Source organism: Paenibacillus sp. P2(2022) (assembly GCF_029522175.1).
Taxonomy (GTDB): Bacteria; Bacillota; Bacilli; order Paenibacillales; family Paenibacillaceae; genus Paenibacillus; species Paenibacillus polymyxa.
The window spans coordinates 280,001-305,967 of the sequence record NZ_JAKWFI010000003.1; the positions used below are offsets into that span (position 1 = coordinate 280,001).

Annotated in this window: 23 protein-coding genes and 1 riboswitch; of the genes, 10 read left to right on the forward strand and 13 right to left on the reverse strand. The window is 46.7% G+C overall.

What is annotated here, in order from left to right:
* Window positions 1–50 precede the first annotated feature (50 nt).
* Window positions 51–1,037 carry a DMT family transporter gene (locus MMB75_RS13035; protein WP_025366067.1) on the forward strand — a complete coding sequence of 329 codons (987 nt, stop codon included), beginning with the start codon at window positions 51–53 and terminating at the stop codon, window positions 1,035–1,037.
* 87 nt (window positions 1,038–1,124) lie between these two features.
* On the opposite strand, the gene MMB75_RS13040 is transcribed toward MMB75_RS13035, so the two are convergent.
* The 6 genes from MMB75_RS13040 to MMB75_RS13065 all read right to left on the reverse strand — a co-directional run bounded on the left by MMB75_RS13040 (window position 1,125) and on the right by MMB75_RS13065 (window position 6,429).
* Window positions 1,125–3,113: a methyl-accepting chemotaxis protein gene (locus MMB75_RS13040; RefSeq protein ID WP_277507921.1), complete on the reverse strand. Its 1,989-nt coding sequence runs from the start codon at window positions 3,111–3,113 to the stop codon at window positions 1,125–1,127.
* A 158-nt stretch (window positions 3,114–3,271) separates the two neighbouring features.
* Complete coding sequence (locus tag MMB75_RS13045) at window positions 3,272–3,679, reverse strand: DoxX family protein (protein ID WP_013373539.1); 408 nt, start codon at window positions 3,677–3,679, stop codon at window positions 3,272–3,274.
* Window positions 3,680–3,798: 119 nt separating this feature from the next.
* Window positions 3,799–4,659: a M56 family metallopeptidase gene (locus MMB75_RS13050; protein WP_250247965.1), complete on the reverse strand. Its 861-nt coding sequence runs from the start codon at window positions 4,657–4,659 to the stop codon at window positions 3,799–3,801.
* 3 nt (window positions 4,660–4,662) lie between these two features.
* Window positions 4,663–5,076: a BlaI/MecI/CopY family transcriptional regulator gene (locus tag MMB75_RS13055; protein WP_277507922.1), complete on the reverse strand. Its 414-nt coding sequence runs from the start codon at window positions 5,074–5,076 to the stop codon at window positions 4,663–4,665.
* Window positions 5,077–5,218: 142 nt separating this feature from the next.
* Window positions 5,219–6,058, reverse strand: a complete 840-nt coding sequence (locus MMB75_RS13060; RefSeq protein WP_277507923.1) for a response regulator transcription factor — start codon at window positions 6,056–6,058, stop codon at window positions 5,219–5,221.
* Entirely contained in the window at window positions 6,034–6,429 is a 396-nt protein-coding gene (locus tag MMB75_RS13065; RefSeq protein ID WP_013373543.1) for a Fur family transcriptional regulator, read from the reverse strand. The genes MMB75_RS13060 and MMB75_RS13065 overlap by 25 nt, the downstream gene beginning before the upstream one ends.
* A 178-nt stretch (window positions 6,430–6,607) precedes the next feature.
* Here MMB75_RS13065 and MMB75_RS26250 point away from each other — a divergent pair, with 178 nt between their 5' ends.
* Window positions 6,608–6,925, forward strand: a complete 318-nt coding sequence (locus MMB75_RS26250) for a YczF family membrane protein (RefSeq protein WP_481857105.1) — start codon at window positions 6,608–6,610, stop codon at window positions 6,923–6,925.
* On the opposite strand, the gene MMB75_RS13070 is transcribed toward MMB75_RS26250, so the two are convergent.
* From MMB75_RS13070 to MMB75_RS13085, 4 genes are read right to left on the reverse strand one after another with little or no spacing between them, the layout of a single operon-like run.
* On the reverse strand, window positions 6,854–7,960 hold the full coding sequence (locus MMB75_RS13070; RefSeq protein ID WP_017428586.1) for a GerAB/ArcD/ProY family transporter: 1,107 nt from the start codon (window positions 7,958–7,960) through the stop codon (window positions 6,854–6,856). The two genes, MMB75_RS26250 and MMB75_RS13070, sit on opposite strands and share 72 nt — an antisense overlap.
* The gene (locus MMB75_RS13075; protein ID WP_277507924.1) at window positions 7,957–9,066 is read right to left on the reverse strand and encodes a GerAB/ArcD/ProY family transporter; all 1,110 of its coding nucleotides are present in this window, start codon (window positions 9,064–9,066) and stop codon (window positions 7,957–7,959) included. The genes MMB75_RS13070 and MMB75_RS13075 overlap by 4 nt, the downstream gene beginning before the upstream one ends.
* Window positions 9,067–9,090: 24 nt before the next feature.
* The gene (locus tag MMB75_RS13080) at window positions 9,091–10,266 is read right to left on the reverse strand and encodes a Ger(x)C family spore germination protein (protein WP_031462397.1); all 1,176 of its coding nucleotides are present in this window, start codon (window positions 10,264–10,266) and stop codon (window positions 9,091–9,093) included.
* 43 nt (window positions 10,267–10,309) lie between these two features.
* Window positions 10,310–11,944, reverse strand: a complete 1,635-nt coding sequence (locus MMB75_RS13085) for a spore germination protein (protein ID WP_277507925.1) — start codon at window positions 11,942–11,944, stop codon at window positions 10,310–10,312.
* Between the two features lie 221 nt (window positions 11,945–12,165).
* Here MMB75_RS13085 and MMB75_RS13090 point away from each other — a divergent pair, with 221 nt between their 5' ends.
* Complete coding sequence (locus MMB75_RS13090; RefSeq protein WP_031462399.1) at window positions 12,166–13,257, forward strand: diguanylate cyclase; 1,092 nt, start codon at window positions 12,166–12,168, stop codon at window positions 13,255–13,257.
* Between the two features lie 87 nt (window positions 13,258–13,344).
* Here MMB75_RS13090 and MMB75_RS13095 read toward each other — a convergent pair whose 3' ends face one another.
* Both MMB75_RS13095 and MMB75_RS13100 read right to left on the reverse strand, forming a co-directional pair.
* Window positions 13,345–13,842, reverse strand: coding sequence for an Rrf2 family transcriptional regulator (locus MMB75_RS13095; protein ID WP_016822775.1), 498 nt, complete (start codon window positions 13,840–13,842; stop codon window positions 13,345–13,347).
* A gap of 66 nt (window positions 13,843–13,908) precedes the next feature.
* Window positions 13,909–16,830, reverse strand: coding sequence for a glycoside hydrolase family 3 protein (locus MMB75_RS13100; RefSeq protein WP_277507926.1), 2,922 nt, complete (start codon window positions 16,828–16,830; stop codon window positions 13,909–13,911).
* A 232-nt stretch (window positions 16,831–17,062) separates the two neighbouring features.
* On the opposite strand from MMB75_RS13100, the gene MMB75_RS13105 reads away from it, so the two are divergent.
* From MMB75_RS13105 to metE, 4 genes are all read left to right on the forward strand, one after another.
* Window positions 17,063–17,533, forward strand: coding sequence for an AbrB/MazE/SpoVT family DNA-binding domain-containing protein (locus tag MMB75_RS13105; protein WP_017428580.1), 471 nt, complete (start codon window positions 17,063–17,065; stop codon window positions 17,531–17,533).
* Between the two features lie 292 nt (window positions 17,534–17,825).
* Window positions 17,826–19,775 (forward strand): anaerobic ribonucleoside triphosphate reductase, encoded by a 1,950-nt coding sequence (locus MMB75_RS13110; protein ID WP_277507927.1) that lies wholly within the window; start codon window positions 17,826–17,828, stop codon window positions 19,773–19,775.
* On the forward strand, window positions 19,772–20,269 hold the full coding sequence (gene nrdG, locus MMB75_RS13115; RefSeq protein WP_277507928.1) for an anaerobic ribonucleoside-triphosphate reductase activating protein: 498 nt from the start codon (window positions 19,772–19,774) through the stop codon (window positions 20,267–20,269). The genes MMB75_RS13110 and nrdG overlap by 4 nt, the downstream gene beginning before the upstream one ends.
* 189 nt (window positions 20,270–20,458) lie before the next feature.
* Window positions 20,459–20,654: riboswitch (cobalamin riboswitch) on the forward strand.
* A gap of 158 nt (window positions 20,655–20,812) precedes the next feature.
* The gene (gene metE, locus MMB75_RS13120) at window positions 20,813–23,131 is read left to right on the forward strand and encodes a 5-methyltetrahydropteroyltriglutamate--homocysteine S-methyltransferase (protein WP_277507929.1); all 2,319 of its coding nucleotides are present in this window, start codon (window positions 20,813–20,815) and stop codon (window positions 23,129–23,131) included.
* A gap of 87 nt (window positions 23,132–23,218) precedes the next feature.
* On the opposite strand, the gene MMB75_RS13125 is transcribed toward metE, so the two are convergent.
* A complete protein-coding gene (locus MMB75_RS13125) occupies window positions 23,219–23,752 on the reverse strand; it encodes a DUF6985 domain-containing protein (RefSeq protein ID WP_016822769.1) in 534 nt (177 codons plus the stop codon).
* A 380-nt stretch (window positions 23,753–24,132) separates the two neighbouring features.
* Between MMB75_RS13125 and MMB75_RS13130 the strand changes: the two genes are divergently transcribed.
* The 3 genes from MMB75_RS13130 to MMB75_RS13140 are packed head-to-tail and all read left to right on the forward strand — an operon-like array spanning window position 24,133 to window position 25,862.
* Window positions 24,133–24,462: a PadR family transcriptional regulator gene (locus tag MMB75_RS13130; RefSeq protein WP_016822768.1), complete on the forward strand. Its 330-nt coding sequence runs from the start codon at window positions 24,133–24,135 to the stop codon at window positions 24,460–24,462.
* A complete protein-coding gene (locus tag MMB75_RS13135; RefSeq protein ID WP_017428577.1) occupies window positions 24,455–25,006 on the forward strand; it encodes a DUF1700 domain-containing protein in 552 nt (183 codons plus the stop codon). The genes MMB75_RS13130 and MMB75_RS13135 overlap by 8 nt, the downstream gene beginning before the upstream one ends.
* A gap of 4 nt (window positions 25,007–25,010) precedes the next feature.
* The gene (locus tag MMB75_RS13140; RefSeq protein ID WP_277507930.1) at window positions 25,011–25,862 is read left to right on the forward strand and encodes a DUF4097 family beta strand repeat-containing protein; all 852 of its coding nucleotides are present in this window, start codon (window positions 25,011–25,013) and stop codon (window positions 25,860–25,862) included.
* Window positions 25,863–25,967: the final 105 nt, after the last annotated feature.

Below are 25,967 nucleotides of genomic sequence, written 5' to 3' on the forward strand. Positions count from 1 at the left end.
GTCCATAAGATATGTCCGCTAAGACCGGCAAGGAGGAGCTTTTGTACACCATGAACAAACAGATCATGACCGGATCTTTACTATGCCTGATCGCCAGTATGTCCTGGGGGGCGATGTTTCCGGTTTCGCACATTGCATTACAGCATATTAATCCACTGTACTTTTCATTTTTGCGCTATTTATCGGTTACACTCATATTAATAGTGCTATTGTGGCTCAAAGAGGGACGGACTGCATTTCGCTTTGAGGGCAAGGGCAAGGTGTTATTGTTCTTCGGAACTATGGGATTTACCATTTATAATATGGCCGTTTTCCAGGGACAGCACGCGATGGGGGCAGCAGGTACCCTTGTAGCTGCTATTATGGAAGTGCTAATGCCGATGATCTCCATTGCGATGGTGTGGATCATGACCCGTAAAATGCCTCCAAAATATACATTAATCAGCATGTTGATTGCGCTGGCTGGGGCATTACTGGTTATCACGAACGGCAAATGGACCTTTTTCACGCTTGCCGGGCAACATCTATTGGCGCTGCTGCTTATTTTCGTGGGTGTCGTCGGTTGGGTCGTATATTCCATGGGAGGCAGTCATTTTGCAGGGTGGTCTACTCTTCGATATTCAACCTTGACCTGCCTGCTTGGAACTCTGGTTTCTTTTGTAGTCGTGACCTTTGCCTCTGCTTTCAACTGGATTGCAGTGCCGGATTGGCAGCACGTATGGTCAGTCAAATACGAAATGAGCTTTATGATCCTGCTTCCAGGGCTAGCGGCCTTGCTGAGTTGGAATGCCGGAATCCGCAAGCTGTCTCCGCTAAACGGTATTCTATTTATTAATTTTGTACCGATTACCACGCTGGTACTAATGTATTTCCAAGGCTATGCCATTAGCCGTTTTGAACTGTACGGGACTGTACTGGTCATTTTCGCACTGATTCTGAACAATATGTTTCAGAGAAGCTCTCTGCGTCCGTCCAACAGCTCACGGGGTGCCCGTTTCCGTCTGAATCGCCGCAAGTCGTTCAACGGTGACTTCTAACCCTGCGAACCAAAGTTATGATAAAACATCAAAAAAAGCGCCTGGATACGGAATATAACCTCCGGTATCCGGGCGCTTTTTATCATTTCAGGATTTTTTTTCAACCTGGAAACGTCCAACCAGTTCGCGCAGCTCCTCTGCCATTTGGCTCAGGTCTGCTGTGGATGAAGCAATTTCCTCGATGGAAGCCAGCTGTTGCTCAGCCGCCGCTGAGATCGACTCGGTGTTGCTCGCTGCCTCGTCCGAGATGTGGGAAATATCGCTCATAATATCTGCGACGCCTACAGTCCCCCGTGCCATTTCCTGAGTCACTCCGGTAATATCATGGATATGCCCCATCGCGCGTTCGACAGCCTGACTGATTTCCGCAAAGGAATGCTCGGATGTGGTTACCGAATCAATACCTTCCGTCACCCGTGCCCGCGCTTGTTGCATCGCGCCCAAAGCATGGTTCATATCCACCTGCATCGCTTCAATGCGCTCCGAAATCAAGGTAGCCGATTTGGCAGATTCCTCAGCCAGCTTGCGTACCTCTGTAGCCACCACGGCAAATCCTTTGCCATGATCCCCAGCGCGTGCGGCCTCAATGGATGCATTCAATGCCAACAAGTTAGTCTGTTTGGCAATACCAGATATAACACTGATAATATTCACGATTTCACCAGAGCGCTCACTCAGGGAGTCCATAGCTTGTCCCAGATCATGAACAGTCTCGTCGATATCATGCATTTTCTGTACAGCTTGCGTAGCAGCCTTGCTGCCCTCCTGAGCCGACTCGGCGTTCATCTTCACATGTTCAGATACACCCACCATACGCTCGGATACATCCGCTGCTTGCTGAGCCAGTCCCTCCATACTCACAGAGCCATGCTTGACGCTTTGTAACTGACGTTCGCTGCCTACAGCCACTTCCTGAATAGCAATAGTAACATGCTCAATAGCTTGGGTCGTCTGATCTGCACCAGCAGCCAGCTCCTCCGCTGAAGAACTTACCCGATCTGTCGTTTCGCGTACGCTTCGAATCATCGTGCGCAAACTATCCACCATGGTTTGAAAGTGAGCAGACAGTTCACCTACCTCATCTGTTTTTCCAGTTTCCAAATCACCCGTCAAATCTCCTTCGCTGATTCGTTCTGCTGATTTTTGCAGCTTACGAATCGGTACCAGAACAGAACGGGTAATTAGGAAAATCGCGATAAGCGCCATTACCAACGAGGCAGCCAGCACGAAAATAGTTACATAACGCATGGCAGCGGTGGCATCGTTAATCTCGGATTGATAGAAGGTACCTGCAATTTTCCAGCCGGTATCCTCATTCGTTACATAAGTCAAATATTTTTCGCGACCTTCATGCATATATTTAAAATTCCCGCTCGGCGCAGTATACAACTTATCAAGCGAATTCTCCTGAGGAGATGAACCCGCTTTAGCCGTAGGATGGACCACGAATTTCTTCGAATGATCCAAAATGATGATATACCCCTCTTGGCCCACTTTGATGGAGGCCAGTTTACGTACACTTTCCAGATTCAGAGAGATCCCGATCACGCCAGACTGGTCGGAAAGCGTCTGAGATACTACAACAACAGGAATACCCGATGAATTGATGATAACAGGCGTAATTGCAACCTTACCGGGCTGCTTCATCGCTTCTATGTACCATGGTCGTGTGCGAGGGTCAAATGTTCCTTCATCCTCCTTAGGCACCCCCCGGATCATCAAGCCCTCTGGTGTACCGACAAAAATATCTGTAGCATCTTCGTGCAAGCCCTTGTATTGGATCAACTTGGGCTCAATCAAGGGGCTATTTCGACCATCAATCATCGAACCGTCGAGGCGTTCCGCCAAATATCGCACATCTTCAATTTTACTGGCGATTGCATATTCAATCACGGAGTTAGCCGTCGTTACCCCCTGATTTGCACTGCTGTAAAGCTGTTTTTCCATAGCATTATATGATGATTCATAGGTTGCAATGGAAATACTTAAACTTGGAATCAGCAAAACAAGTAAAAAGCCTAAAATCAACTTGTTCCTGAGTGTCCATATGGTCTTTCTTTTTCGCGTTGTTGCCATGTATCTTTCTTCCCCTTTGCTCAAAAAGCGATATTATTTCATTACATTCCATGGAAGTTATATCGGCAGAAAGTAGCAAATCATTTACAAAGAATTTTCATAAAAGAGCAAAACAAAAACCGCATCCTATGAGACTAAGGATGCGGTAATATGAACATTTAGACCTGTACGTTACTATTTTCAGCCTTTTTACGGCCAAACAACTGATCCACCGCCAGAAAACGCCCACCGACAAGGGCTTGCTGAAGACTGGTGAACAAAATCAGGAGATCAAATTCAATCGAGCCAAAAGGCTGTCCTTTTTTTGCAGTCAGCAATACACCGATCATTACGATGGTCAATGCCGCTCCAGCCAGTCGTGTTCCGATACCCAGAACCAGTGCAATCCCTCCAACCAACTCAACCGTAGCGACCACAGGGGCCATCCAGCCAGGGAGTCCGAGGCTCTGGAAGAATCCGGAGGTTCCGTCTAGTCCCTGAAACTTTTGTGCACCGTGAACGATAAAAATAACTCCTGTAAAAATTCGTACCAATAACAATCCAATATTCGCAAGCGTTTGATTCATAAGCTCATCTCCTTTAAGTTGTATACGGATTAGATAATCAACACTACAAAATGTAGTGTTATACATATCAAGAACCGGTAGCGCACAAGGCGCCACCTTCTATGATACATATTGCCAAACTAGATTAACGCCAGTGTAAACATAAGCGTTAGCATGACGAGTACATAGCCTGAAAACATAATCGAACGCCAAGGCATCTGAATGGTCGGCTTTTGTTGAGGGTCTAGAATACGTGAGATACGATAATTAATGGACGTCTCTGCAAAAGAGGAACAAGCGGCGGAGTTTACCAGACGGGCATTAGCGGGTGTCATACTCAGAAGCTTGAGCAATGCGCTCCCAATTCCAACCGGTGAACCGGCTCGATGAATCGCTTCGTTGTCCGCCAAGATTTCACGGGCCGTCTTGTAATGGTTGGTAATGTGACGTAGCACCGGCAAGTAAAACAGCTGTGTAGCGCACATTTGCAGGAACCAGGTCTTCAATGGATCATAATGCTTCATATGATAGGCTTCATGGTATATAACCGCTTCTTCCTCATGCTTGTCCAGTACGGACAACAGTGCAGAGGACAATACAATTCGCGGCTTCCATAACCCCATGGTGAAGGCAGCAGGCTTGGCATAATCAATGACCCAAATTCGATCGGTCCCGAGTTCGCGATATCGCTCACCCAGTGCTTCGGTCAACGGCAGGTCGCGCATTCGATGCAGTCTGCGGAAAGCCGCCCTGGTAGCCATGCACTGTCTGACTGCTTCTCCTCCGGCGATAGCGAAGGTTACAAAAACCAGTCCACTGAGCGCATCCACCATGTAGCCGATTCCGTAGTGCTGCAACAAACTTCTGCAAATTTGAAACACGTTAAAATTCAATTTCCAGCCGAAAACATGCTGCCCGGCGTACATCCCCATCTGCATAAGGGCAAAACCCGAAATCAAGGCGCCTGCTGTAAACAGTAATTTAGAACGTGTTTTCCACATCGTCTACATATCCTTTTTCCATTGTTTAATTTTTTGTTCCAAACGTTCGATCAAAATCGGGTCAGCTACTTCCAGAGCATCAATCATATGGTTGACAGCAAGCGGACCAAATTCATCCACAAGTTCGTGACTCAGCTCTTTGGATTGCTCATCCATGAACTCTTCTCTGCTTAAAACAGGACGGTATAAGGACGTTCTCCCGCTTATACTTTTGCTCAAAATCCCCTTTTCCACTAAACGGTTCATCACGGTCATTACCGTATTGAAGTTAAAGTCCCGATCCCCCTCCAATGCGGTCTGCACTTCTTTGATACTCCGATCCGAAGTGGACCATAAAATATCCATGATTTTGGCTTCCAGAGGCCCGAAAAATCGGTTAAGCCCGGTTTCGCCAGCTTTAAAATTCAGTCGTTTCATAAGAAGCACCTCACACTACCGATTGTAGTGTATGTATCCTGATAAAGTCAACTGTCACACCTAGTGTCAGCTTTAGGCACCGTATACAAACCGCCGAATGGTATCCATCCGGCGGAATTTATCGATATTCATAACTTTCCGTTTAATCTGCCAATCTGTATCCTACACCTCTTACGGTTGCTATATATTCAGGCTCCGCAGGTCGATCGTCCAGCTTCTTGCGCAAACTTTTGACATGCACATCTACAACATTGCTGCCGCCGACAAAATCGGTTTCCCAGATATCATGCATCATTTGCTCGCGCGAGATCACTTTTCCTTGAGAATCTATCAGCTTCAATAGCAAATCGTATTCTGTTTTGGTTAGATTCAATAGATTCTCTTCCTTATATACCAACATTTTATCACGGTCAATCCAGATATCCTTGAACACCGTACGCTGACTGGTTTGCGCTGCCTGGCGGGAAATCACCGGATGACGCACAATCATCCGCTCAATGTCATGCACCATTTGGTTGGATGCTAGTGGCCATATCAGTACCTCTTCCGAAGGAAGCAGCTCATGCGCACGTAAAGACATCCGATCCTGAACCACATACATGACTGGTGTGTCTTTCATATATTCATGCTCAAGATCATTGCGGATACTCAGCAATTCACGCCGTGGATCAGTGGCGGTCAAATCGTAAATCAAGAGGTCGCTCCCCAAATGACGCTGCACTTCAGGCTCCCAGCGATGGAAGACCATTACGTCAAAACACGCATCTGACAACGTACGCACCACACCGTGGACTACACCCGGTACGGAACTGATCAGGATGATGCGACGCGTGGTCGGACAATACAAAGGTTCATTAGAAGGAACGGTCTGCACCGCAGGTGTAGACGGGTTAGACAACATTGATGTCCAACTGCCCTTCACCCGTCTAGGCATGTCAGCCACTTTAATACGATTCGTTACTTGATTCGCTTGCTTTGACATTCCTTACACACTCCTCCGAATACGACATGGGCATGGGCAATCGTATATCCCGTTTCATGCGCAACCGTATCAATCCAATCGTGTGGGACTTCACTCATCACTTCATCTACTCGGCCGCATACCTGACAAATAATATGCTGATGATCGTCCATCCGACCATCATAACGACTAGCAGCTTCCCCTAGTTTCAGCTCACGGATTAATTCCTTATCCGTTAAATAACGTAATGAATTATAGACCGTTCCATAGGCCAGATTATATCCGCGCTCCATCAGCCGATTCATAACATCGGCAGCAGTAGGATGATCGTGAGCCTCACGGACCACATCATATACCGCTTGGCGCTGCGAAGTTAAATTTAAAGTTCTCATACCGCATCTCCCTTAACCAACGCAGATTATATTTATTACAAACTTATAATCACAATAAAAATTAATTTAGAATAAGTATAAATCTTAATTTATTTCAAGTCAATGAGATCGGATAAATTGTGCCGCTTTGCAACACAATGTATACATGATATACATTCAGCTCATGGAGGGATGTTTGATGAAAACACTTTGGATATTCATACTTTTTATGCTGCTAATGCTTGGGACAAGTGTGTCGGTAAAGTGGCTTTTTGGTGTTCATCATCCTTGGGAGCCTGTTTCATTGGCTTTTCGCACGATGCGACCATCAGAATATATTGTGCTGGTGGGAATGCTCATGGTGCTCCTTATAAATGTAGGCAAAAAGCCAATAGGAAATGCATTTCGCTTCCTGTTCTCACAATGGTCACGTTTCCTCAAAGTTTCAGCTTCTTCCTCTGCTTCTCCGCAAGAGAGCCAGCAGAAAGAACAAACAAGGAATAACGTAAACAAATAATGGATGAACATAGATGAGGGACAGTCGTCCAAATTCAAAGTGCTCACTCAGGTTTGTTGCCCCTATCTGTGACCATAGTAAAACAATAATACCGCAAGGTAAGAGCACTTTTCGGTACGGTAAACCAAATATATCCGATATCCCCAACACTGCTGCATAAGAAAACAAGGCCACTTTAAAAAAGTCTCCGATAATAATGGACATCAGTACAATAACATCTGGACGCTGCACATATTCCGAAAGCTGCACGTTCTGGAATGTACTTAATAATGGAAAAATAGAACGCTCTGTTATATCGGTCCCCAGCACAGTTACATTTAATATTGCAACTTCAACTAAAATAGTGCCTCCAGCTAAAATACTTATATATCCAGCTTTGGTGATCTGTGAAGGCCTTTTTACAGAAGGGACAAACATCATAAAACAAATCAGCTCACCAAAAGGAAAAGCCAAACGATCCCTTAGGGCTGACATGAGTACAGGTTTAAAACCCTTACTCATGACGGGCATCAGTTCTTCAAGATGAACACTGCCCGATAAGAGCAATAATGTATTTCCCAAAAGCATAACGATGAGGATTACTACAAAAAACACCTGTCCCGTACGGGCCAGTACTTCAAAGCCAAGCCAGAGGACATAGATTGCACAGAGAATCATCAGAAAAGCCACGACTAGGCTCGGTGTTTTTTCCAGTACAGACACACGAACCAGTTCAGTCTCATCACGTAAATTTCTACTGGTCAAATACAAAAAAAACAGAATGTACAGTACCCCTATTGCCGTTCCACCCTTATTCCCTACCAATTGACGAGCATAGGTAGTCAACATTTGGCCGGGGAATCTCTCTGCCGTGTAGGTGTACATCCGGAACAATACCATTCCGACCAGCATAGCAATAGTCTGAGCAATCCAAGTATTCCTTTCATATTCACTATCCATATTAATAATGACTGCATTTCCTAGAATAAAATGGAACATCAGAATGAGCATTTGTCCGGTACTGATGTATGTTTTATTGGCAAGACGATGACTCATGGGGCATTCTCCTCTATTTTTTTATTCCGGGTCTTTTTCAGCCACGATACAATTAGAAGTAAGAGTGGAAAAAACACGGAAAATATCGGAAACAGCCATTTCAGTACAAACTCGCCTGTTTCAAGGTGATCTTGATAACCCAGTGCCATTAATACACAAGAGACTAACATGATCAGCCCAAATGGCAGAATCAGTTTATGGTAGGATATTCTCAATACATCCTCTGCCGCTTTAACTGCGGCATAATAAAAGATGAAGATTTTGAAAAAATCAAAAATTATAACGCTCATCACGCCGATCACATCGACTCTGTCGATAAAATCAGATATTTCGACCTTGCTGATCATAGAGAGCAAAGGGTAAGTAGCCCGTCTGAACACGTCCTCTCCTAGTACAAGTACATTGGACAGCGTAACAACAGACAGGAGTAGCCCTCCAAACAATATAGCAGAGACCCCTACCCCATTGGCACGATAGCCTTTTTTTAAGGTGGGAAGAATCATCGCAAACGTAACCATCTCGCCGTACGGTAGCATTACGGCCTGCGAATAAACTACTTGCCATATCCGCTGCCAGCCATGCTCGGCTATGGGCAATATATTGCCCACATCCACAATGCCTGCCAACAAAATCAACATATTAGTAGCGAGACCCAGCAGCAGTAGCAAAATCAACATGATAACGGCCGTCCGGCCTGCAACCTCAATTCCCAAATACACCACATACATGACAAGTACAACCATTAAGCCACAGATGACTGTCAACGGCGTATGCTGAAGTGTACGGTCAGCAATCAGGATCCCCGTGTCCCTAAGATCCCGTGCTCCGCCGTAGAGAAAAAACACGATATATAAAAAAGCAAGCGCGCTCCCTGCTTTCTTGCCCAAAAGAGCTCTGCAGTATTGTGTCATAAGCAAATCAGGAAAACGTCGGTGCAGGCTGCCATAGCATACAAAAAGCACTGCCCCAACAATCGTGGAAATGAGGATGGCGATCCATGCATCCTTACCCGCATCCCTTCCGGGAATAGACATCATGGATGTGCCCAATTCAAACAGCACCATGAGAGAGATCATTTCTTTTGAACTTATCTGTGTCTTCTTCATCGCCTTCCCCCCTTCCTGATTTCACTAGTCGGCTTCTCCCCTTGAGTACGGGTTGGTTCGCGACTGTGTATGCTTCAATACCGAAGTCACCTGAACACGAACGGTGCTTTCTGCAAAATAACGGCTCCAATCGGAAGAGAGCCTTTTCCATTGTTTTGGGTATCTCCTCTCAAGTGCAAGACCTAAGCCGAACACATCGCTGCCAGTACGCTGAACCTCTTTGACGGTTGATAAAATGACGCGTTTCGTTTCCTCTGCCCATTGCTCCTGCAATCGTTTGATAACCTCTGAACTTTTCAGGTTAATGGAACATTCAGCTTCCTGTATTGCTCCGGTCTGCTTCAAATGAATTACAAAAACAGGCTCCCCTCGCTCCATCTGACTGTCTATATGGGTTTTAGAGAACAAGGTTTCAATACTAACGGTTTCCCCTTTCTTATCACAACTCATTGTTGTTTCCGCACTTTTCACTTTGTTATTAATCAAAGACAGTCCAACTGCTTGGCCATCGTCCAACCAGCGGACAAGACGATCTTTTTGGAATACTCCCATCCCATTAATGTGAACAACTGCTTCCGGTAAGACATTGTCCACATTGTCCTTCCGTGAGGCCTGCTCCAAATTGCCGCTCACCTCTACGCCCGTAAGCACAGGACCACTCCCTTTACTGGACATGCTGCGAATGACATCATCGACACTCACCGCGTAATCCCCAGCGTACAAATTTTGAGATAATTCCAGCTTTCCTGAAATATCATTAGCGGGAATGCGGCCGATCGCAGTCATGGTTGCCAGTACATCCTTTCCAGTTTCACCGCGTGCTATCAGCATTTTCATCGTCAGACGGGTTTCCGTATACCTTTCCAGAAAATCCAGCGTATCGCCAATTCCATGCCGTGCCAGCTTTTCTCCGATGACGACCAATCTGGCATGCGCCAAAGAAATAGTCCGTGGGATCCTCTGTGAAGCTTTGCGAATCGCTTGAAACAGACTTTTGCCCTTTTCCCGATACAAAACGACAGGGGTATCTCCTCTCGCTTTGGCTCCAGCGATTTCATCTGCCACGATCACCTGCAGGGAGACCTCATATTCTGACTCCCCCGCCATATCAATTCCTATTCCCGCTACTACGGCTCGCTGGTTCAACTCCACAGAATCCCAGCAACCGGATAACAATGGAGCGAACAGAAGCAAGACCAAACACAGTCCTCCTATTCTCCCCTTAAAGGTTACAGCACTTTGTTCATTCCTCTTCCCCTGATACACCCTGATTGCCCCCCTCCTGCATCGGCGTGGTTTTATCCGAAGGGGAATTTCCGCTTCCATCCTTCATTCGTTTCTGGTTCTTAGACGTAATGCTTTTAGGACGTTTCTTCATCATCCAGAATGGGAGTCGCAATACGGCATCCTTTTGACTCTCCAGCACAAAAGGACTAAAAGGCGCCATGTAGGGCACCCCGAAGGAACTCAGACTGTTCATATGAGCAATTAGCGCAATCAGCCCCAATGTAATGCCGTATAGGCCCATGAACGCAGACAGGATCATGAAAATAAATCGGCACAGTCTCCCGGCTACTGCCATGTTGTAGGCTGGGATTGCGAAACTGGCTATCCCCGTCAGGGCTACTACAATCGTGAGCAGCGGGGTGACAATTCCGGCTTCCACAGCCGCTTGACCCAGCACAAGCGCTCCTATAACGGATACCGTTTGGCCACCCGCACGCGGCATTCGGATACCTGCCTCACGCAAAATCTCAAAGGTGATCTCCAGAATTAACGCCTCTAGAAATGCCGGAAAAGGAACGGATTCCCGCTGAGCTAATATGCTAATCAGCAATGGAGTCGGTATCATTTCATAATGATATGTTGTTAAAGCAATGTAGAGAGAAGGCCCTAGAATAAGAATAATGAAGCTGATATATCTAATGAGCCGAACAACAGTCGCCATATCGTAACGCTCTTCATAATCAGAAGAGTTCTGGAAAAATTGAGCAAACACTGTGGGCATCACCAATACAAACGGATTTCCGTCTATAATGAGCGCCACTCGGCCCTCCATAATATTGCTGCTGATGGTATCAGGTCTTTCCGTGTTAAAGATCGTTGGGAAGGGTGTGAAATGATTTTCTTGTATCATCTCCTCAACCATGCCGGACTCAAATATAGCGTCAATGTTGATGTTTTCTATCCGTTTACGAACCTCCTCTACGACACGTGGATTCGCAATATTCTTCATGTATAGCATGGCCACATTCGTGAGAGACGTGCTTCCCACTTGAAACATTTCCAGTGTAAGATCAGAGCTTTTAATCCGTCGCCGAACCAGAGAAATATTCGTGAACAGAGATTCCACAAATCCATCTTTTGGTCCTCTGACGACTGTCTGGGTTGTTGGCTCGCTGACAGCGCGTGTCTCTCCCCCACGTGTACCGCACGCAATGGCTTTTTCGCAGCCTTCCAATAAGATGATTGTGTCCCCCATTAACAATTGCTTCATCATGGAATTCCAATCATCACAGTCCTTCACTTCTCCAAGTGCAAGCGCGTGACTCTGTATTTTTGTGTACAGCGCCTCTGCGCTCTCCACCTCCACAGCTACCTCAGCAGATGGGCGGCTAAGCATGGATTTCATGATGAGTTCATTCACCGTATCCGTTTTGGCCATACTATCTAGAAACACAATAGCGGCGGGGACATCCGCCCTAAGGCCCACTTTAAAGCGGCGAATCAGAAAGTCTGGGCTATCTGACGTCAACTCCTTAACTTGCTGCAAGTTGGTTTCCAAACAAGCCTCGATTTTTAAATAGCGCGGAGAATTTCCATTCTTCTTATCCACACCCGATTTTCTATTATGTTTGCGATAGGGATAGCGAATCATGAGCAAACCTCCTCTCCAAATGGCAACAGTACACTACCTATTTCCTAATTAATGTATCTTTGGAGTATGCGCAATCTGTTCCCAGTTATGCACCAAGCACTCGATCGAAACGTTTTAAGCAAACCCAGCGTAATAAATTTGAATAAATTTTTAATTTTTAAGCCTAATGTCAGTTCTTTTTGATAAAATGAAGGAATATGCCTCTCGGGAGGGTTAACATCTTGTTTAGTACGTTTTTTGTAAATACCTGTATCCTTGTCACCTTTTTGTACATAACCGGTCTTGTTTCACAAAGGTATAAAATCCGTCTACACACCTTAACGCATAAGGTACATTGGATTGGTGGCGCTCTTTTTGGGTGCTATGGCATTGTTATCATGTACTACTCCATTCCAGTAGGATTTAATACCATCGCTGATCTTCGACATCTGGCTATCGTAGCTACCGCAACTTATATCGGCGCCCCAGCTGCGCTTATGGCAACGCTTTTTATATGTTTAGGCAGACTATTGCTGTTTGGTATCAACACTCAAGCCATCGTAGGCGCCATTTTTATGCTGCTCGCTGGTCTGGGGTGTGCTGTACTGTCACATTTATCCTGGTCGCGTTTACCCAAGCTGATTATGATGAATGTTTTTGCTTTGGGCATTATATTCTGTCCCCTTATGATAAATTTGAAAAATCTCGATGATGTTCTGCACGTGTATCCGCTCCAATTCTTCATTTCCATGGTCGGCGGATGTCTTCTGTACCTCATTGCTGAATCTATCAACACATCCAATGAGCTGTTACTTCGACTGGAGCATACCTCCTACACAGACCATCTCACTAATTTAAGCAATAGAAGACAGCTTGAGTTCTCATTGGAAGAACAGCTCCCTCAAGCTCGTCAACGTCATGAGCACTTATCTGTACTGGTGTTGGATATTGATCACTTCAAGGAAGTCAACGATACCTACGGACATGCCGCAGGCGATGCAGTGCTGCGTCAGCTTGGACAGATTTTAATGGAAAAGTGCCGTACTAATGATGTAGTCACTCGCAGCGGGGGAGAAGAATTCACCGTACTCTTGCCGAATTGTGCTTTTCGGCAAGCACTACGCATAGCTAATCAGATTCTTAGCGGAGTAAATCAGTATGAGTTTGTTTTAGCGGACGGACTTATTCTTAAAGTTACCGTGTCCATCGGCGTGACCACCTTCCCTGGTACAGGAGAAGATATATCCGGAGCAGCCCTGCTGGAACAGGCGGATAAAGCACTATATGAAGCTAAAAAAGCAGGACGTAATCGGGTTTGCTCCTATGAAATATAATTTGAGGCATGACCTTTACACAGAAATAGCCGATACAACCCTCTCTTGAGGATCGTATCGGCTATTATCCTTTTAAATGAAAAGATGTTAATCCCTTGGGGAAGGTGACTTGGCATCCTTATCTTCAGTATGATTGCAATTCCCTACCACAAGTGATGTACGCTTGGCGAGCGAAGCAAGCGTATGAGATTCCCATACTTCCAGCATGCGACGTTCACTCTCAGCTAAAATCTCAGATACGGCGATCGCCAACTCCCCGCAAAAAGGGTTCGTCTCCGGTTCATGCATCATCCCCGGGAAAATGGGATCACATATTTCAATGGCGTGGTATATATCAGCAAGTGTAATATGATCCGCCGAACGGGTAAGCACATAACCTCCCTCGCGCCCTTCACGTGCTGCAATCAAATCAGCCTGCACAAGCCGTGTCAGCACCCTGCGCACCAAAGTGACCTCGCAATCAATGGAGCGGGCAATAGAACCGCTGGCACAAAGCTCCCCGTGTTTTTCCAAATAGACAAGCGCCTTTACCGCAATTCCAAGCCATTTGGGCGTTGCGGTGCGTAGTCTTTTTTCACTATTCAAATGAGATGACACCCCTAAGCTGTAGAAACTTCGTTGAATGCATTGTACGTGATGTCAGATGTAAGTTCAAGCCTGAAAGCCGGAACCCTCTGGATCCCTAGCGCCCAAAGTAAAATGACCTAGTCGTACTTCTCCACTAAGTGACAGATAAACATCCCGGATGCCGGAGGCTGACTGTACCTTTTCCGAGAGTGTCACCCATGCTTGTGCCCCTCCTGTATTGCCCACATTGATGCGTGCCACAGCTTGGCTGTCTGGCCCATCCAAATGCAGTTCAATGGCTGCATCACTGCTGTTGCCTGACACGCGGCACTGAAACTCGGCTACACTCACCGTATTCATGTCTACGTCATAAAAAGCAATCCAACCAGAACGTTGCGCTGAACGTGGACGTACACAGGCCTCCCTTTGCTCCTTGCTTTCATCCAGCAGGATGTCGAAGCAATCATCAAAGTTTTCAGCTCGTATCCTTGGTCCAGCTTGCCGTGGTGGAATAACTTCACCTCGAACGTACACAGGATGCTCCAATCGAATATCTGCTGAGGAGGCACCTGCCAGCAGTGTATATTCACCCGATTCAACGCAATAACAATCCCGTGTGACATCCCAAATCGCCCAATCCTTTACCCGAACCGTAAAAGAGACCGTTCGCGTCTCACCTGACTCCAAGCGAATGCGTTGAAATCCACACAGTGTCTTCAACGGGCGCTTTACGCGCGAGGCTTCAGAGCGTACATACAGTTGTACAACCTCTTCGCCAGCAGCTTCCCCCCGATTCGTCACATCTACCCACACCTGGATAGTATCTGCGGCGTCAAGTGTAGCCATAGATTTAACGTTATCCTTATGGGCGTCTGTATGCAGATCACTATATTCAAATGGCGAATACGTTAGCCCGTGTCCAAATGGATATAACGGTTCACCTTCAAAATATTGATAGGTACGACCGCCACGAATAATATCATAATCCCTGATATCACCCAATTGATCCTCATTCTGAACCCAGGTCATGTTCAGACGCCCTGCGGGTGCGTAATCTCCAAACAATACATCCGCTATGGCTGTACCATGCTCTTGTCCCGCATGAGACGTATATACGATCGCTGGAATATGCTCTTGAAGCCAAGGAATCGCAAATGGATAGCTGCCCGTCAGAACCACAATCGTATTCGGATTGACGCGATATACTTCCTCGATAAGTCGTTGCTGGGAAGCAGCAAGTTCCAGGCCTGGGCGATCATTCTCTTCCTTTCCGTTAATGAGCGGGTGATTTCCAACGAATACAATCGCTGTATCTGCCGCTTGCGCAGCGGCTATCGCCTCCGCCAAGCCATCCGATACCGTCTCAATACGGAAAGTCGTACGGTCGGAGTCTGTGACATTAGATGCAGGAGTTGCGGATTCCATCACCTTTAAGGAGCCTTCCGTTCCTGCGATCACTGGCTTACCATTCCACGTGGTCCACAGATGCTCTCCTTGTTCTACAGGAGTCAGTCCAAAGACCTCTTTAACATACCAGCCATACGCTTCAGCAGCTGTCACGCGAAGCGTCTCCTCATCGCTCGTCACATAGGTACCCAGATGTTCATCATGCAGCGTCACGCTGCCATAGCCCCAATCTGTCATGGTCAATACCGTTGGCTCTCCATCCTGGGACAAGCGCATATCGCCAGAAGAATTAACTATGAGCTTCGCGCCATCAGTCGATGCCGTCAAGGTCACACGATCTTTGGCATCGGAGTACACGACACGTTCCTCCGCGCCCCCGCTTTCCAGCTTGGCACGAATCGCCTCCAGCGGTGTAACCCGGTAAGGTAGCGTACCGGAATACCAGTCGCGGAACACCTCATTGCCATGCAAACCAATGACCGCTACTTTGCCACACTGGGCAGGGTTCAATGGCAAAAGTTCCTGCTCATTTTTGAGCAGTACGATCTGCTCCCTCGCCGCACGCAACGACAATGCACGGGCTTGCTCTGTCATTAAAGCCTCCTCCCCGATGGAGGCATAGGGATTGTCTGCCGCCGGATCAAATTCCCCCAAACGAAAACGAACACGGAACGTATGGAACAATGCCCGATCCAAGTCCTCTTCTTGTAGCGAGCCCTGCTCCAAAGCTTCTCGAATCGCCTGCTTGGAGAGCTCTGCATCATCGGTAATGCTGTCAATTCCAGCGCGAATAGATTCAGCCACGCCCGGCGTATGGGAATCGTAATATTGATGGTCGTTTACAATCCCCATCACATCACCCGCATCACTTACGACAAAGCCGTCCATTCCCCATTCGCCTCTGACAATATCGTTAACACCATGGTATAACGTAGCAGGCGTCCCGTTAATCAAGTTGTAAGAAGTCATCATCGACTGGGCTCCGCCCTCCGTAAAAGGCTTCTCAAATGCTCTTAGATAATATTCTCGCAGGTTTCGTGGGTCTATGCTGGAGGAGCCAATACCCCGGTCCACTTCATTATTGTTACCTAGAAAATGTTTTAACGTCGCAACCGCTTTCAAATATACCGGATGATCACCCTGTATCCCTTTGACTAACTCCTTCGACAATTCTCCCGTCAAATACGGGTCTTCGCCGTAGGCCTCCTCATTCCTTCCCCATCTTGGGTCACGCTCCATATCCACTGTAGGCGCCCACAGGGTAAGACCGTTCAATTTTGGATCACGACGATAGTAGACACGCGCCTCATCTGCAATAACAGAGCCGATCTGACGCATTAACTCCGTATCCCAAGTACAGGCCAAACCCACAGGCTGAGGAAATGAAGTGGCCTCCCCCAACCAGGCTATCCCGTGTGCTGCTTCCGTACCGTGCTTGTAAGCTGCAACTCCCAAACGGTCAATGGCCGGCTGGTATTGCAGCATAGATTCGATCTTTTCCTCTAAGGTTAGTCGCGACACGAGATCCCGTACACGCTCATCTAGTTGAATCTTCGGATCTTGAAATAAATATTCGATACCCGTTGTTTCATGACTCAAATCCGTCATCTCCTTAGCTTCATTAAGATGATAAAAAGTTATGCACGAAAGCGCTTTAATATATCATAACGAAAAAGGAGTACACCAGCAACAATACCGAAAACATCCTAAATTGGATGAAATACAAACCGCGGCATACGAGAAAAAAAGTTACAATTTCTTTTTCTTATATAAAGCTAAAAATGATATTTTTTGGTATAATCAGGATATATCATTGAAGGAGGAAGCGCTGATGAAAAATACCGGAATGACACGGCCTCTGGATCAGCTGGGGCGAATTGTACTCCCTAAGGAAATGCGCACCACTATGGATATCAATATCGGTGATTCGCTTGAATTCTTCGTAGATGAAGAAGGATTTGTATTAAGGAAATACACGGGTGTCTCCTGCAAATTTTGCGGCGCAGTGGATCATTTAACTTATTTTCGGGACAGCTTTATTTGCGCTGATTGCATCCAGTTATTAAAGAACGATGAACATGTACATGCCACAAGCAACGATGCCATCCAGGCTCAAGAACATACCAAATCGAACCAAGCCAACACTACCTGGCAGCCCAAGCATTCCAGAGTGCAACAAGGTGAAATGGTAAAAAAGCTCCGCAAGCTGATTCAGGAACATCCGAACCTGCCACAAAAAGTGTATGCAGAAATGCTCGATATTTCCCAAGGCCGTGTGTCCCAACTGAAAAAGCTGCTCTAAACCTTCTAAAAATTTTTTTCCCAATATCATATACGATGTACTCGAAAACCTACTTATTTCACTGTAACTACAATGGCCAGGTGTAGAGTAAGGTGCATATCTGTGGATGTGTCCCTTATTCTATACCTGGCCTTTTCCTGCTTCTCGCCTCTATCAATGTGACAATAGTCACATACTCTCAATGTCTACGTATATACAATATATAGATCGAAACAATTGGTTATCACTAGATATCATCAATATGTTGTTTTTGTGAAAAATATATATTTTTTACTATATGGAGGGTTTTACGATGAAGGTGCTGGAGGAACATCAATTATACGACATCGGTGAGCGAGTCATTGGGGCACAAGATCTGGACATGCTGCGGGAGAATGCAAATTTAAATGGAGAATCGTTTAGCGGCAAAATGAGCAAGCTTGGCTCGGAATATGCCAAATGGTATGCGCGCCTGCGTGTACTTCCGCCTGAATTAACAGACGCGATTGACCATGGGTATGTATATGTTCACGATTTGGACCAATATGCGCTCGGAACTACAAATTGTATCTTTATCCCATTTGGTCGTTTGCTACAAGACGGTTTCAATACAGGCAATGGCTCTGTACGCACACCACAAACAATTATGTCTGCTATGGCACTGGTCGCCATCATATTCCAGTCTCAACAAAATAGCCAATTTGGTGGTGTCTCTGCCAATAAAATAGATTGGGATCTTGCTCCATACGTTGCTCGTTCCTTCCGCAAGCATCTGCGCAAAGGACTCCGGCTGTTCGAGGAAGAGCTAGACTCCCGTTGGTCTGACGACGAGCTGCATTTAGCCAATACTCACTTGCAAGAGGTCTGCCCTCGTTCATACTCATTCGCACGCGAAGAGACAGAGACAGAAACCCGGCAGGCGGCGGAATCGCTCATTCATAACCTGAACACGATGAGCAGTCGGGCAGGGGGGCAAATTCCATTCACTTCACTGAATTACGGGATGTGTACGTCTGCTGAAGGTCGGCTTGTTTCGCAATCGCTGCTGGAAGCCACGATTCGCGGACTGGGCAGCGGGGAAACTCCTATTTTTCCACAACATATTTTCCAATGTAAAAAAGGAGTCAACCAGGCAGAGGGCGATATCAACTACGATTTGTTCATAAAAGCGGTAGAATGCTCCAGCAAGCGGATGTATCCCAACTTTGTGAATGTGGATGCTACCTTCAATCTGCCTTATTACCGCGCAGATGACCCGGATACCATCATTGCCACGATGGGCTGCCGTACCCGTACCATTTCTGACCGTTTCGGCAGAAACCGCCAGAGCGGCAAGGGTAATCTCTCATTTAATACTATTAATCTGGTACGGCTCGGGATTGAATATGGTATTTGCACAGGCAAGCGTCTGACACCTGACCGTGACCGCTTTGACGCGAGACTGGAAGAGGTTATGCGAATTGCAGTAGACGGTCTAATCCATCGCTATCATATCCAGACCAGCCAGCCAGCCAAAGCCTCGGACTTTATGATGCGCGAAGGGGTATGGGAAGGCGGAAAAGAACTGGCACCTGATGAGAAGGTGGGAAGCGTCCTAAAGCACGGTACGCTTTCGATCGGATTTATCGGGCTGGCTGAGTGTATGAAAGCATTATACGGAAAACACCACGGAGAGGATGATTTTGTATACCGTGAAGCACAGCGAATCATCACCTCCATGCGCGTGTATTGTGATCGAATGAGTGAACATCACAATCTAAATATTACACTGTTCGCGACACCTGCCGAAGGGCTGTCGGGCAAGTTCACATTGCTGGATCAACGTGACTTCGGAGTTATTCCTGAAGTAAATGACCGGGAATATTACACGAATTCCTTTCATATTCCGGTGTATTACAAGCTCCCGGCTGCTCGTAAAATCAGCTTGGAGGCTCCGTTCCATAATCTATGTAATGCGGGTGCAATTTCATACATCGAGCTGGACGGTAATGCGCGGAATAACCCGGATGCGTTTCTTAAAATTGTTCAATACGCGCTGCATCAGAACATTGGCTACTTCTCCATCAACCATCCGGTGGATCGTTGTACGGAATGCGGCTATGAAGGAATTATCGGGACAAGCTGTCCTCAATGCGGCACGGATGAGGAACACACGCATTTTCAGCGTTTACGTCGGGTAACCGGATATCTGACAGGTGATTATACCGTTCGTTTTAATGCTGCCAAGCAAGCCGAAGTTCGCGACCGGGTGAAGCATAAGTGAATTTGTGCGGCTATATTCCGGAATCTCTGAATGAAGGATACGGCCTGCGCACCGTCGTATTCATTAGCGGTTGCCGCCATGCCTGTCCCGGCTGCTTTAATCCAGCTTCGTGGAACTTTCGCGCAGGGGAGCCATTCACGCCCAAGCGTCAACAGGAGGTCATCCGTGATATCATGGATAATCCGCTGTTGGACGGATTGACTCTCTGCGGGGGAGACCCTTTTTTCTCAGCAGCAGAATGCTCGCAATTTGTACGTGACTTCCGCGCGGCTTGTCCCGACCGAACCGTCTGGGCCTACACAGGCTTTGTCTACGAAGATCTGCTCATGGATCGGGAGCGACAGGAACTGGCGCTATTGTGTGACGTGATTGTGGACGGCCGTTTTGTTGAACAGCAAAAGGATTTGACCCTCCCCTTTCGGGGCAGCCGTAATCAGCGCCTGGTAGATGTGAAAGCCAGTACTCAAGCAGGTTACACCGTTTCATTAGCTTAAAGGCGATGTTCTACTTAGCAAGATGCTATACCAAAGACAAGTTCCCCACGATGGGTTGGACTTGTCTTTTTTGCATATAACTAACAGATTCCACTCCAGTTTCTATTACTGTTTCTATTGCACATCCTGTGAGTTTCACTTATGATGGTGAACAAGTATACGAGTGCATAATTATTCGTCATACCTTAATCGCATAGTTTGGAAATAGGTGTCTGTTCTATTCAGATCAGACTTAAAAGGGAAGCCGGTGCAAATCCGGGACGGTCCCGCCACTGTAAACGGGGAATGTTCAGCTGCTCATACACCCACTGGTCCACAGACCGGGAAGGGATGCTGAACGTCATGATCCGTAAGTCAGGAGACCTGCCTATTTTAACAACATCGCAGTACCTACGGAAGATAGGGAGGTGTTAAGAGCAGTCGCCGTATTTTTGAATTTTAATCGCGGAGGCATTCTTTCCCCTACTTATTTTTAGCCTTGGGGACAGAATGCCTTTTTTGGTACGTAAAAATAAACTGGCTACCACTTAGGAGGAAACCTACATGTCCATTAACGAACGATCTGCATTGTCCGGTTTGACTAGCAGTAATCTGGGATATCCGCGTATCGGCGGGAACCGGGAATGGAAGAAAGCACTGGAGCGCTTCTGGCAGGGTAGTATTAACGAAAGTGAACTGCATAGTGAGATGAAAAGATTGCGTCTGGAGCATCTGAGCAAGCAACGTGACAAAGGGATTGATCGCATTCCTGTCGGAGACTTTTCCTATTACGATCATGTGCTGGATACATCTGTGATGTTCGGTCTCGTACCCGAACGGTTCAACTATCGTCCTACAGGTCCGGTTCCTCTGTCTGTGTATTTCGGGATGGCACGTGGGCAGAAGGGAGCTACCGCCAGCGAAATGACCAAATGGATGAATACCAATTACCACTACATCGTTCCCGAATTGGAAAATGCGGCTCCAGTGCTCACTGAAAATAAGCCCTTACTCGCTTATCGTGAAGCAAAGCAGGAGCTAGGTATTGACGGTAAACCGGTTCTCATCGGTCCCTACTCATTTGTTGTTTTATCCAAAGGCTATGATCGTAAGGATCTGGCCTCTATTATACGAACCTTCCTGCCTTTATACGCCCGAGTCCTGTCCGAACTAGCAGCAGAAGGCGTACAATGGGTCCAAATCGATGAACCTGTCCTGACCACCTCATTCCCAGTAGAGGATCTGGATATTATTCAGGAGGTCTATGAAGCTTTGACCCAAGCTGCTCCCTCCTTAAACATCATGCTGCAAACCTACTTTGGTAGCCTAGATCATTATGAGCGTCTGACTGAACTTCCAGTCCAGGGACTGGGTCTTGATTTTGTCTATGATGATGGCGAAAATCTCCAGCATATATCGCGACATGGCTTCCCCAAAGAGAAAACGCTGGGTGCTGGTGTCATTGATGGGCGCAATATATGGCGCAGCGACCTGAATGCCGTGGCTGCGCTGTTGGGCCAGTTAGCAGAACAAATCAATGCAGAACAGCTTATCGTGCAGCCATCGTGCAGTCTGCTGCATGTGCCGGTCAGTCTGGAAGCAGAGCACAAGCTGGACCGAGAGCTGGTGCATGCCCTAGCCTTTGCCGATGAAAAGCTGGATGAAATCGCAGTCTTGGCGGCTGCACTTGGTAAGCATGATCCATCCGCACTTGCCAAGCTTGAGCAAAGTGCGGAAGCGGTAGCCCGCTTCAACAGCTCAGCGGCAAGGGTACAGACAGCTGCCGATTTGGCCGACCTGTTGGCAAAGGAGCCACTATCACGCAGCGTTCCTTTCGCCGAGCGCCGTATAATTCAGCAAAATAGGCTGAAGTTACCCCCACTGCCTACGACGACCATCGGCAGCTTCCCGCAAACTGCTGAGGTTCGCAAGGCCCGCCTGCACTATCGCAAAGGAGAATGGTCTGCCGAGCAATATCGGACATTCATCCAGCAGCAGATCAAGGAATGGATTGATATCCAAGAGGACATTGGCATAGATGTGCTTGTACATGGGGAGTTTGAACGGACCGACATGGTTGAGTTTTTTGGCGAAAAACTAAAAGGCTTTGCTTTTACACAAAACGGATGGGTGCAATCCTACGGCTCCCGCTGTGTTAAACCGCCGATTATTTACGGAGATGTGTCGTTCGATCAACCAATGACTGTGGAAGAGACGGCATTTGCCCAATCGTTAACCTCCAAGCCAGTTAAAGGAATGCTTACAGGCCCTGTGACCATTTTGAACTGGTCCTTTGAACGCAATGATATTCCACGCAGGCAAGTTGCTTTGCAATTAGCTCTGGCATTACGGGCAGAGGTAGAGGCACTCGAACAAGCGGGTATTAGCATGATTCAGGTGGATGAACCCGCAATTCGCGAAGGGCTCCCGTTGAAAAAAGAACAACAGCAGGCCTATCTGGATTGGGCGGTTCAAGCCTTCCTTGTGACCACGGCCACTGTTGAACCTGCGACCCAAATCCATACACACATGTGCTATTCCGAATTCCAAGATATGATCCAGTCCATTTCAGACATGGATGCCGACGTGATTTCTATTGAAACCTCTCGTAGTCATGGTGAACTGATTGTTAGCTTTGAGGATCAGGTGTACGACAAAGGCATCGGTCTGGGCGTGTACGATATCCACAGCCCGCGTATTCCTGATGAATCAGAAATGCTAAGCATGATTCAGCGTGCCTTGCGCGTACTGCCAGCAGATTTGTTCTGGGTTAATCCAGACTGTGGGCTGAAAACCCGCACCAAGGAGGAATCTGTCGCCGCGTTGCGGCAAATGGTACAGGCGGCTCAAGCAGCCCGAGCCGTGCTGTCTGTATCCAACTAATATTTTTATCGTATCCAATCACGTTGTTATATCCATCATATCCTATTCCCTTTTCGGTCTTTCTATTAGAGACCGGAAGGGAGTTATTTATTCCAAGTCATATAATGTATATAAACCTTGAATATGCTCGATTTTTAGCTGCTTCAGATGTACGCCTAAGCCATGCTCTCGATCCCAGGAACAATTAAAATTCAAATATAGTTCATCCTTTTCCGATGAGTCGGAAATCAGTATAGATATAAGCTGCATTCGATCCAGCAATTGCTCTGGTCGCTCCACATAAGGCGCATATTCATTAGGGTCCTCTCCCCATAAGCTGTATGCCTTCCGATACTTTTCCACGATGTCTACATAATGATGGTATATGGACTCCAATACTTGAGGATGGATCGCTGACGAACATGCCATATACTTCTCCCATGTCTTTCTCTGAGGTTCCGTAGGTTCTTCTATAGCCTGTGCCTGTTCTTCAGAGTCGGCTCCCACGATAAATTCGACTTCTACCTCCGACGGATGCCCGCAAAAATCAAGATGTACCACACCACGCAGTACAACCTCCTCCGACACATCCCAAGTCTCATCATCCTGTTCCAATTCCCTATACCAGTGCTTCCAGTCCATCCTTTATCCACCTCTTTATAATAGGTAATCTTTAGCTCTATTGAACACTTTACAATCTATCATTTTAATGAATGAAATTAAAGTAACATTCTGTGGGTGTTTCCAGCCAGAAATCGAGGAATTTCCAAATAAAACTACTTTATTCTACAAGATTTGCTATTCGTGTAAGCCTTCAAGAAAGAAAACCGGCCCATTTTGACCCGAATATTTTATTATTAAAAATTTAGTACCTTGCATTAATCAGTACATGATGTTAAATTATACCTGACTACTGATTTATAATTAGTACCCGTGACAAATTATGCACAAACACACGTTTCTTCCCCTTATTCCGAACGACACCTATGAATTATGATTACATCAGGAAGGGAGCATCGCTCGTGAATGTGAACATCCAATTCAAAAAAGGGGTACTGGAACTATGCGTTCTAGTTCTAATTGGACGTAGAGACCGCTATGGCTACGAATTGGCTCAAGCCGTCTCCCGTCATATCGAAGTAGCAGAGGGAGCCCTATATCCACTGCTTCGCCGTCTGGTATCCGAGGGATACTGCACGACGTATTTACAGGAATCGACCGAGGGCCCGCCCCGTAAATATTACCGGCTGACCGATACCGGCAGCCATTATACAAGATTACTTACACGGGAATGGAATGATTTTGTCCATCATGTCGCAAGCCTACTGAAGGAAGGAGATCCTGATGAATAGAAAACAGTTTCTTACAGAGGTGGAGCAGCGCCTATCTCCTCTCCCTGCAGAGGTACGCCATGAGTTGCTTAGTGATTTGAGCCAGCATTTTGACTACGGCTTGGCCAATGGAAAAAGCGAAACTGAAATTGCCCATGAGTTGGGGAACCCAGAGGATATTGCCCGAGAAGCATTGGATGTTCCCAATGTAGGCTGGAACGCTTCCCCTCCACTTCGCCAAGGAAGCTTCGCACGCAATCTTTTTACTTTCTTAGGGCTGCTGTTTCTCAACTTGTTGATTTCCATCCCGATTCTAGCTACCCTATGGGCGGTATGGGCTTCATTAACCGCAGTGGCGGTCAGTTTCGTTGCAGCCCCTCTACTCGCCGTCACTGATTATGCGCTCAACAGCACCTTTTACCCAACCAAATTCTTCTTCTCCATCACGTTAACAGGTATGGGGCTATTGCTGCTGCCTGGGGTACGTTATCTCCTACTCCTTATGGTAAAGGGCACAGTGCGATACTGGAAATGGAATCAGACTACCCTGAGGGGAGCTTACTAACAACATGAATAAAAAGTGGTTTATTGCAGCTGGGTTGTGCATTGTCATCGGTGTAGCCGGAATGGTGGTCTACGGCGCTCCATGGAATCAACAAGTAATGAAAGAAACAACAGCTATAAATAAAAAATGGACATTTACACGTGGTCAGCTTCAAAACCTGAAAGTGGACAGTTCTGATGATGTTTCTATTTTGTTCACTCCTGGCTCTGGCGACCAAGGTACGATACGCATCAGCGGAGAAGTTCAGACAAAAGTAGCCGACCAGATTCATAATGCCCGAATTGAGAACGGTAAGCTTACCATTCAATCGAAGCCGGCCCCTTCCTTGTCATTCTTTTCGTTTACCCCTGATTTGGATCAAACGATTACTGTAGAGATGCCTGCTGGGGAAACACTAGCTGATCTGCAGGTAGATACACATTCAGGAAATGTAAAACTTCAAGATGCCTCCGTGGAGAATACTTCTATTACTGCTACCTCAGGCACTGCCGAGATTACAAACCTCCGAAGTACCCACCTGATCGCAAATCTAACATCCGGTAACTTTATAGCCAATCAGCTTACAGCAGATATGGAGCTAAAGCTTACTTCAGGAGATGTCACCATCCGCGATTATAGCGGTAACGGCCTTCTATCCCTAACCTCAGGGGAATCTAATATTACGCAACGCACCGTATCCAACTTGGAAGTGAATTCTGATTCCGGTGATGTAAATATTAAGCAGGCTCCCGATTTTAAAGGTGTCTATAATGTCCACTCTGACTCTGGAAGCATAAACACTCCCGAATCTGTTCCCGGCGCCGCGAGCGTGATCAAGGTCGAAACCACTTCAGGGGATATTGATATTTCCAAATAGGAGGCTACTACATAATGTCTCATCAGGCGAAGTTTGGTTCTAGGGGTTTAACCTAGTATAATGTAACCATGTGCTCAGATGCACAACCACGTTATATAGTGATAA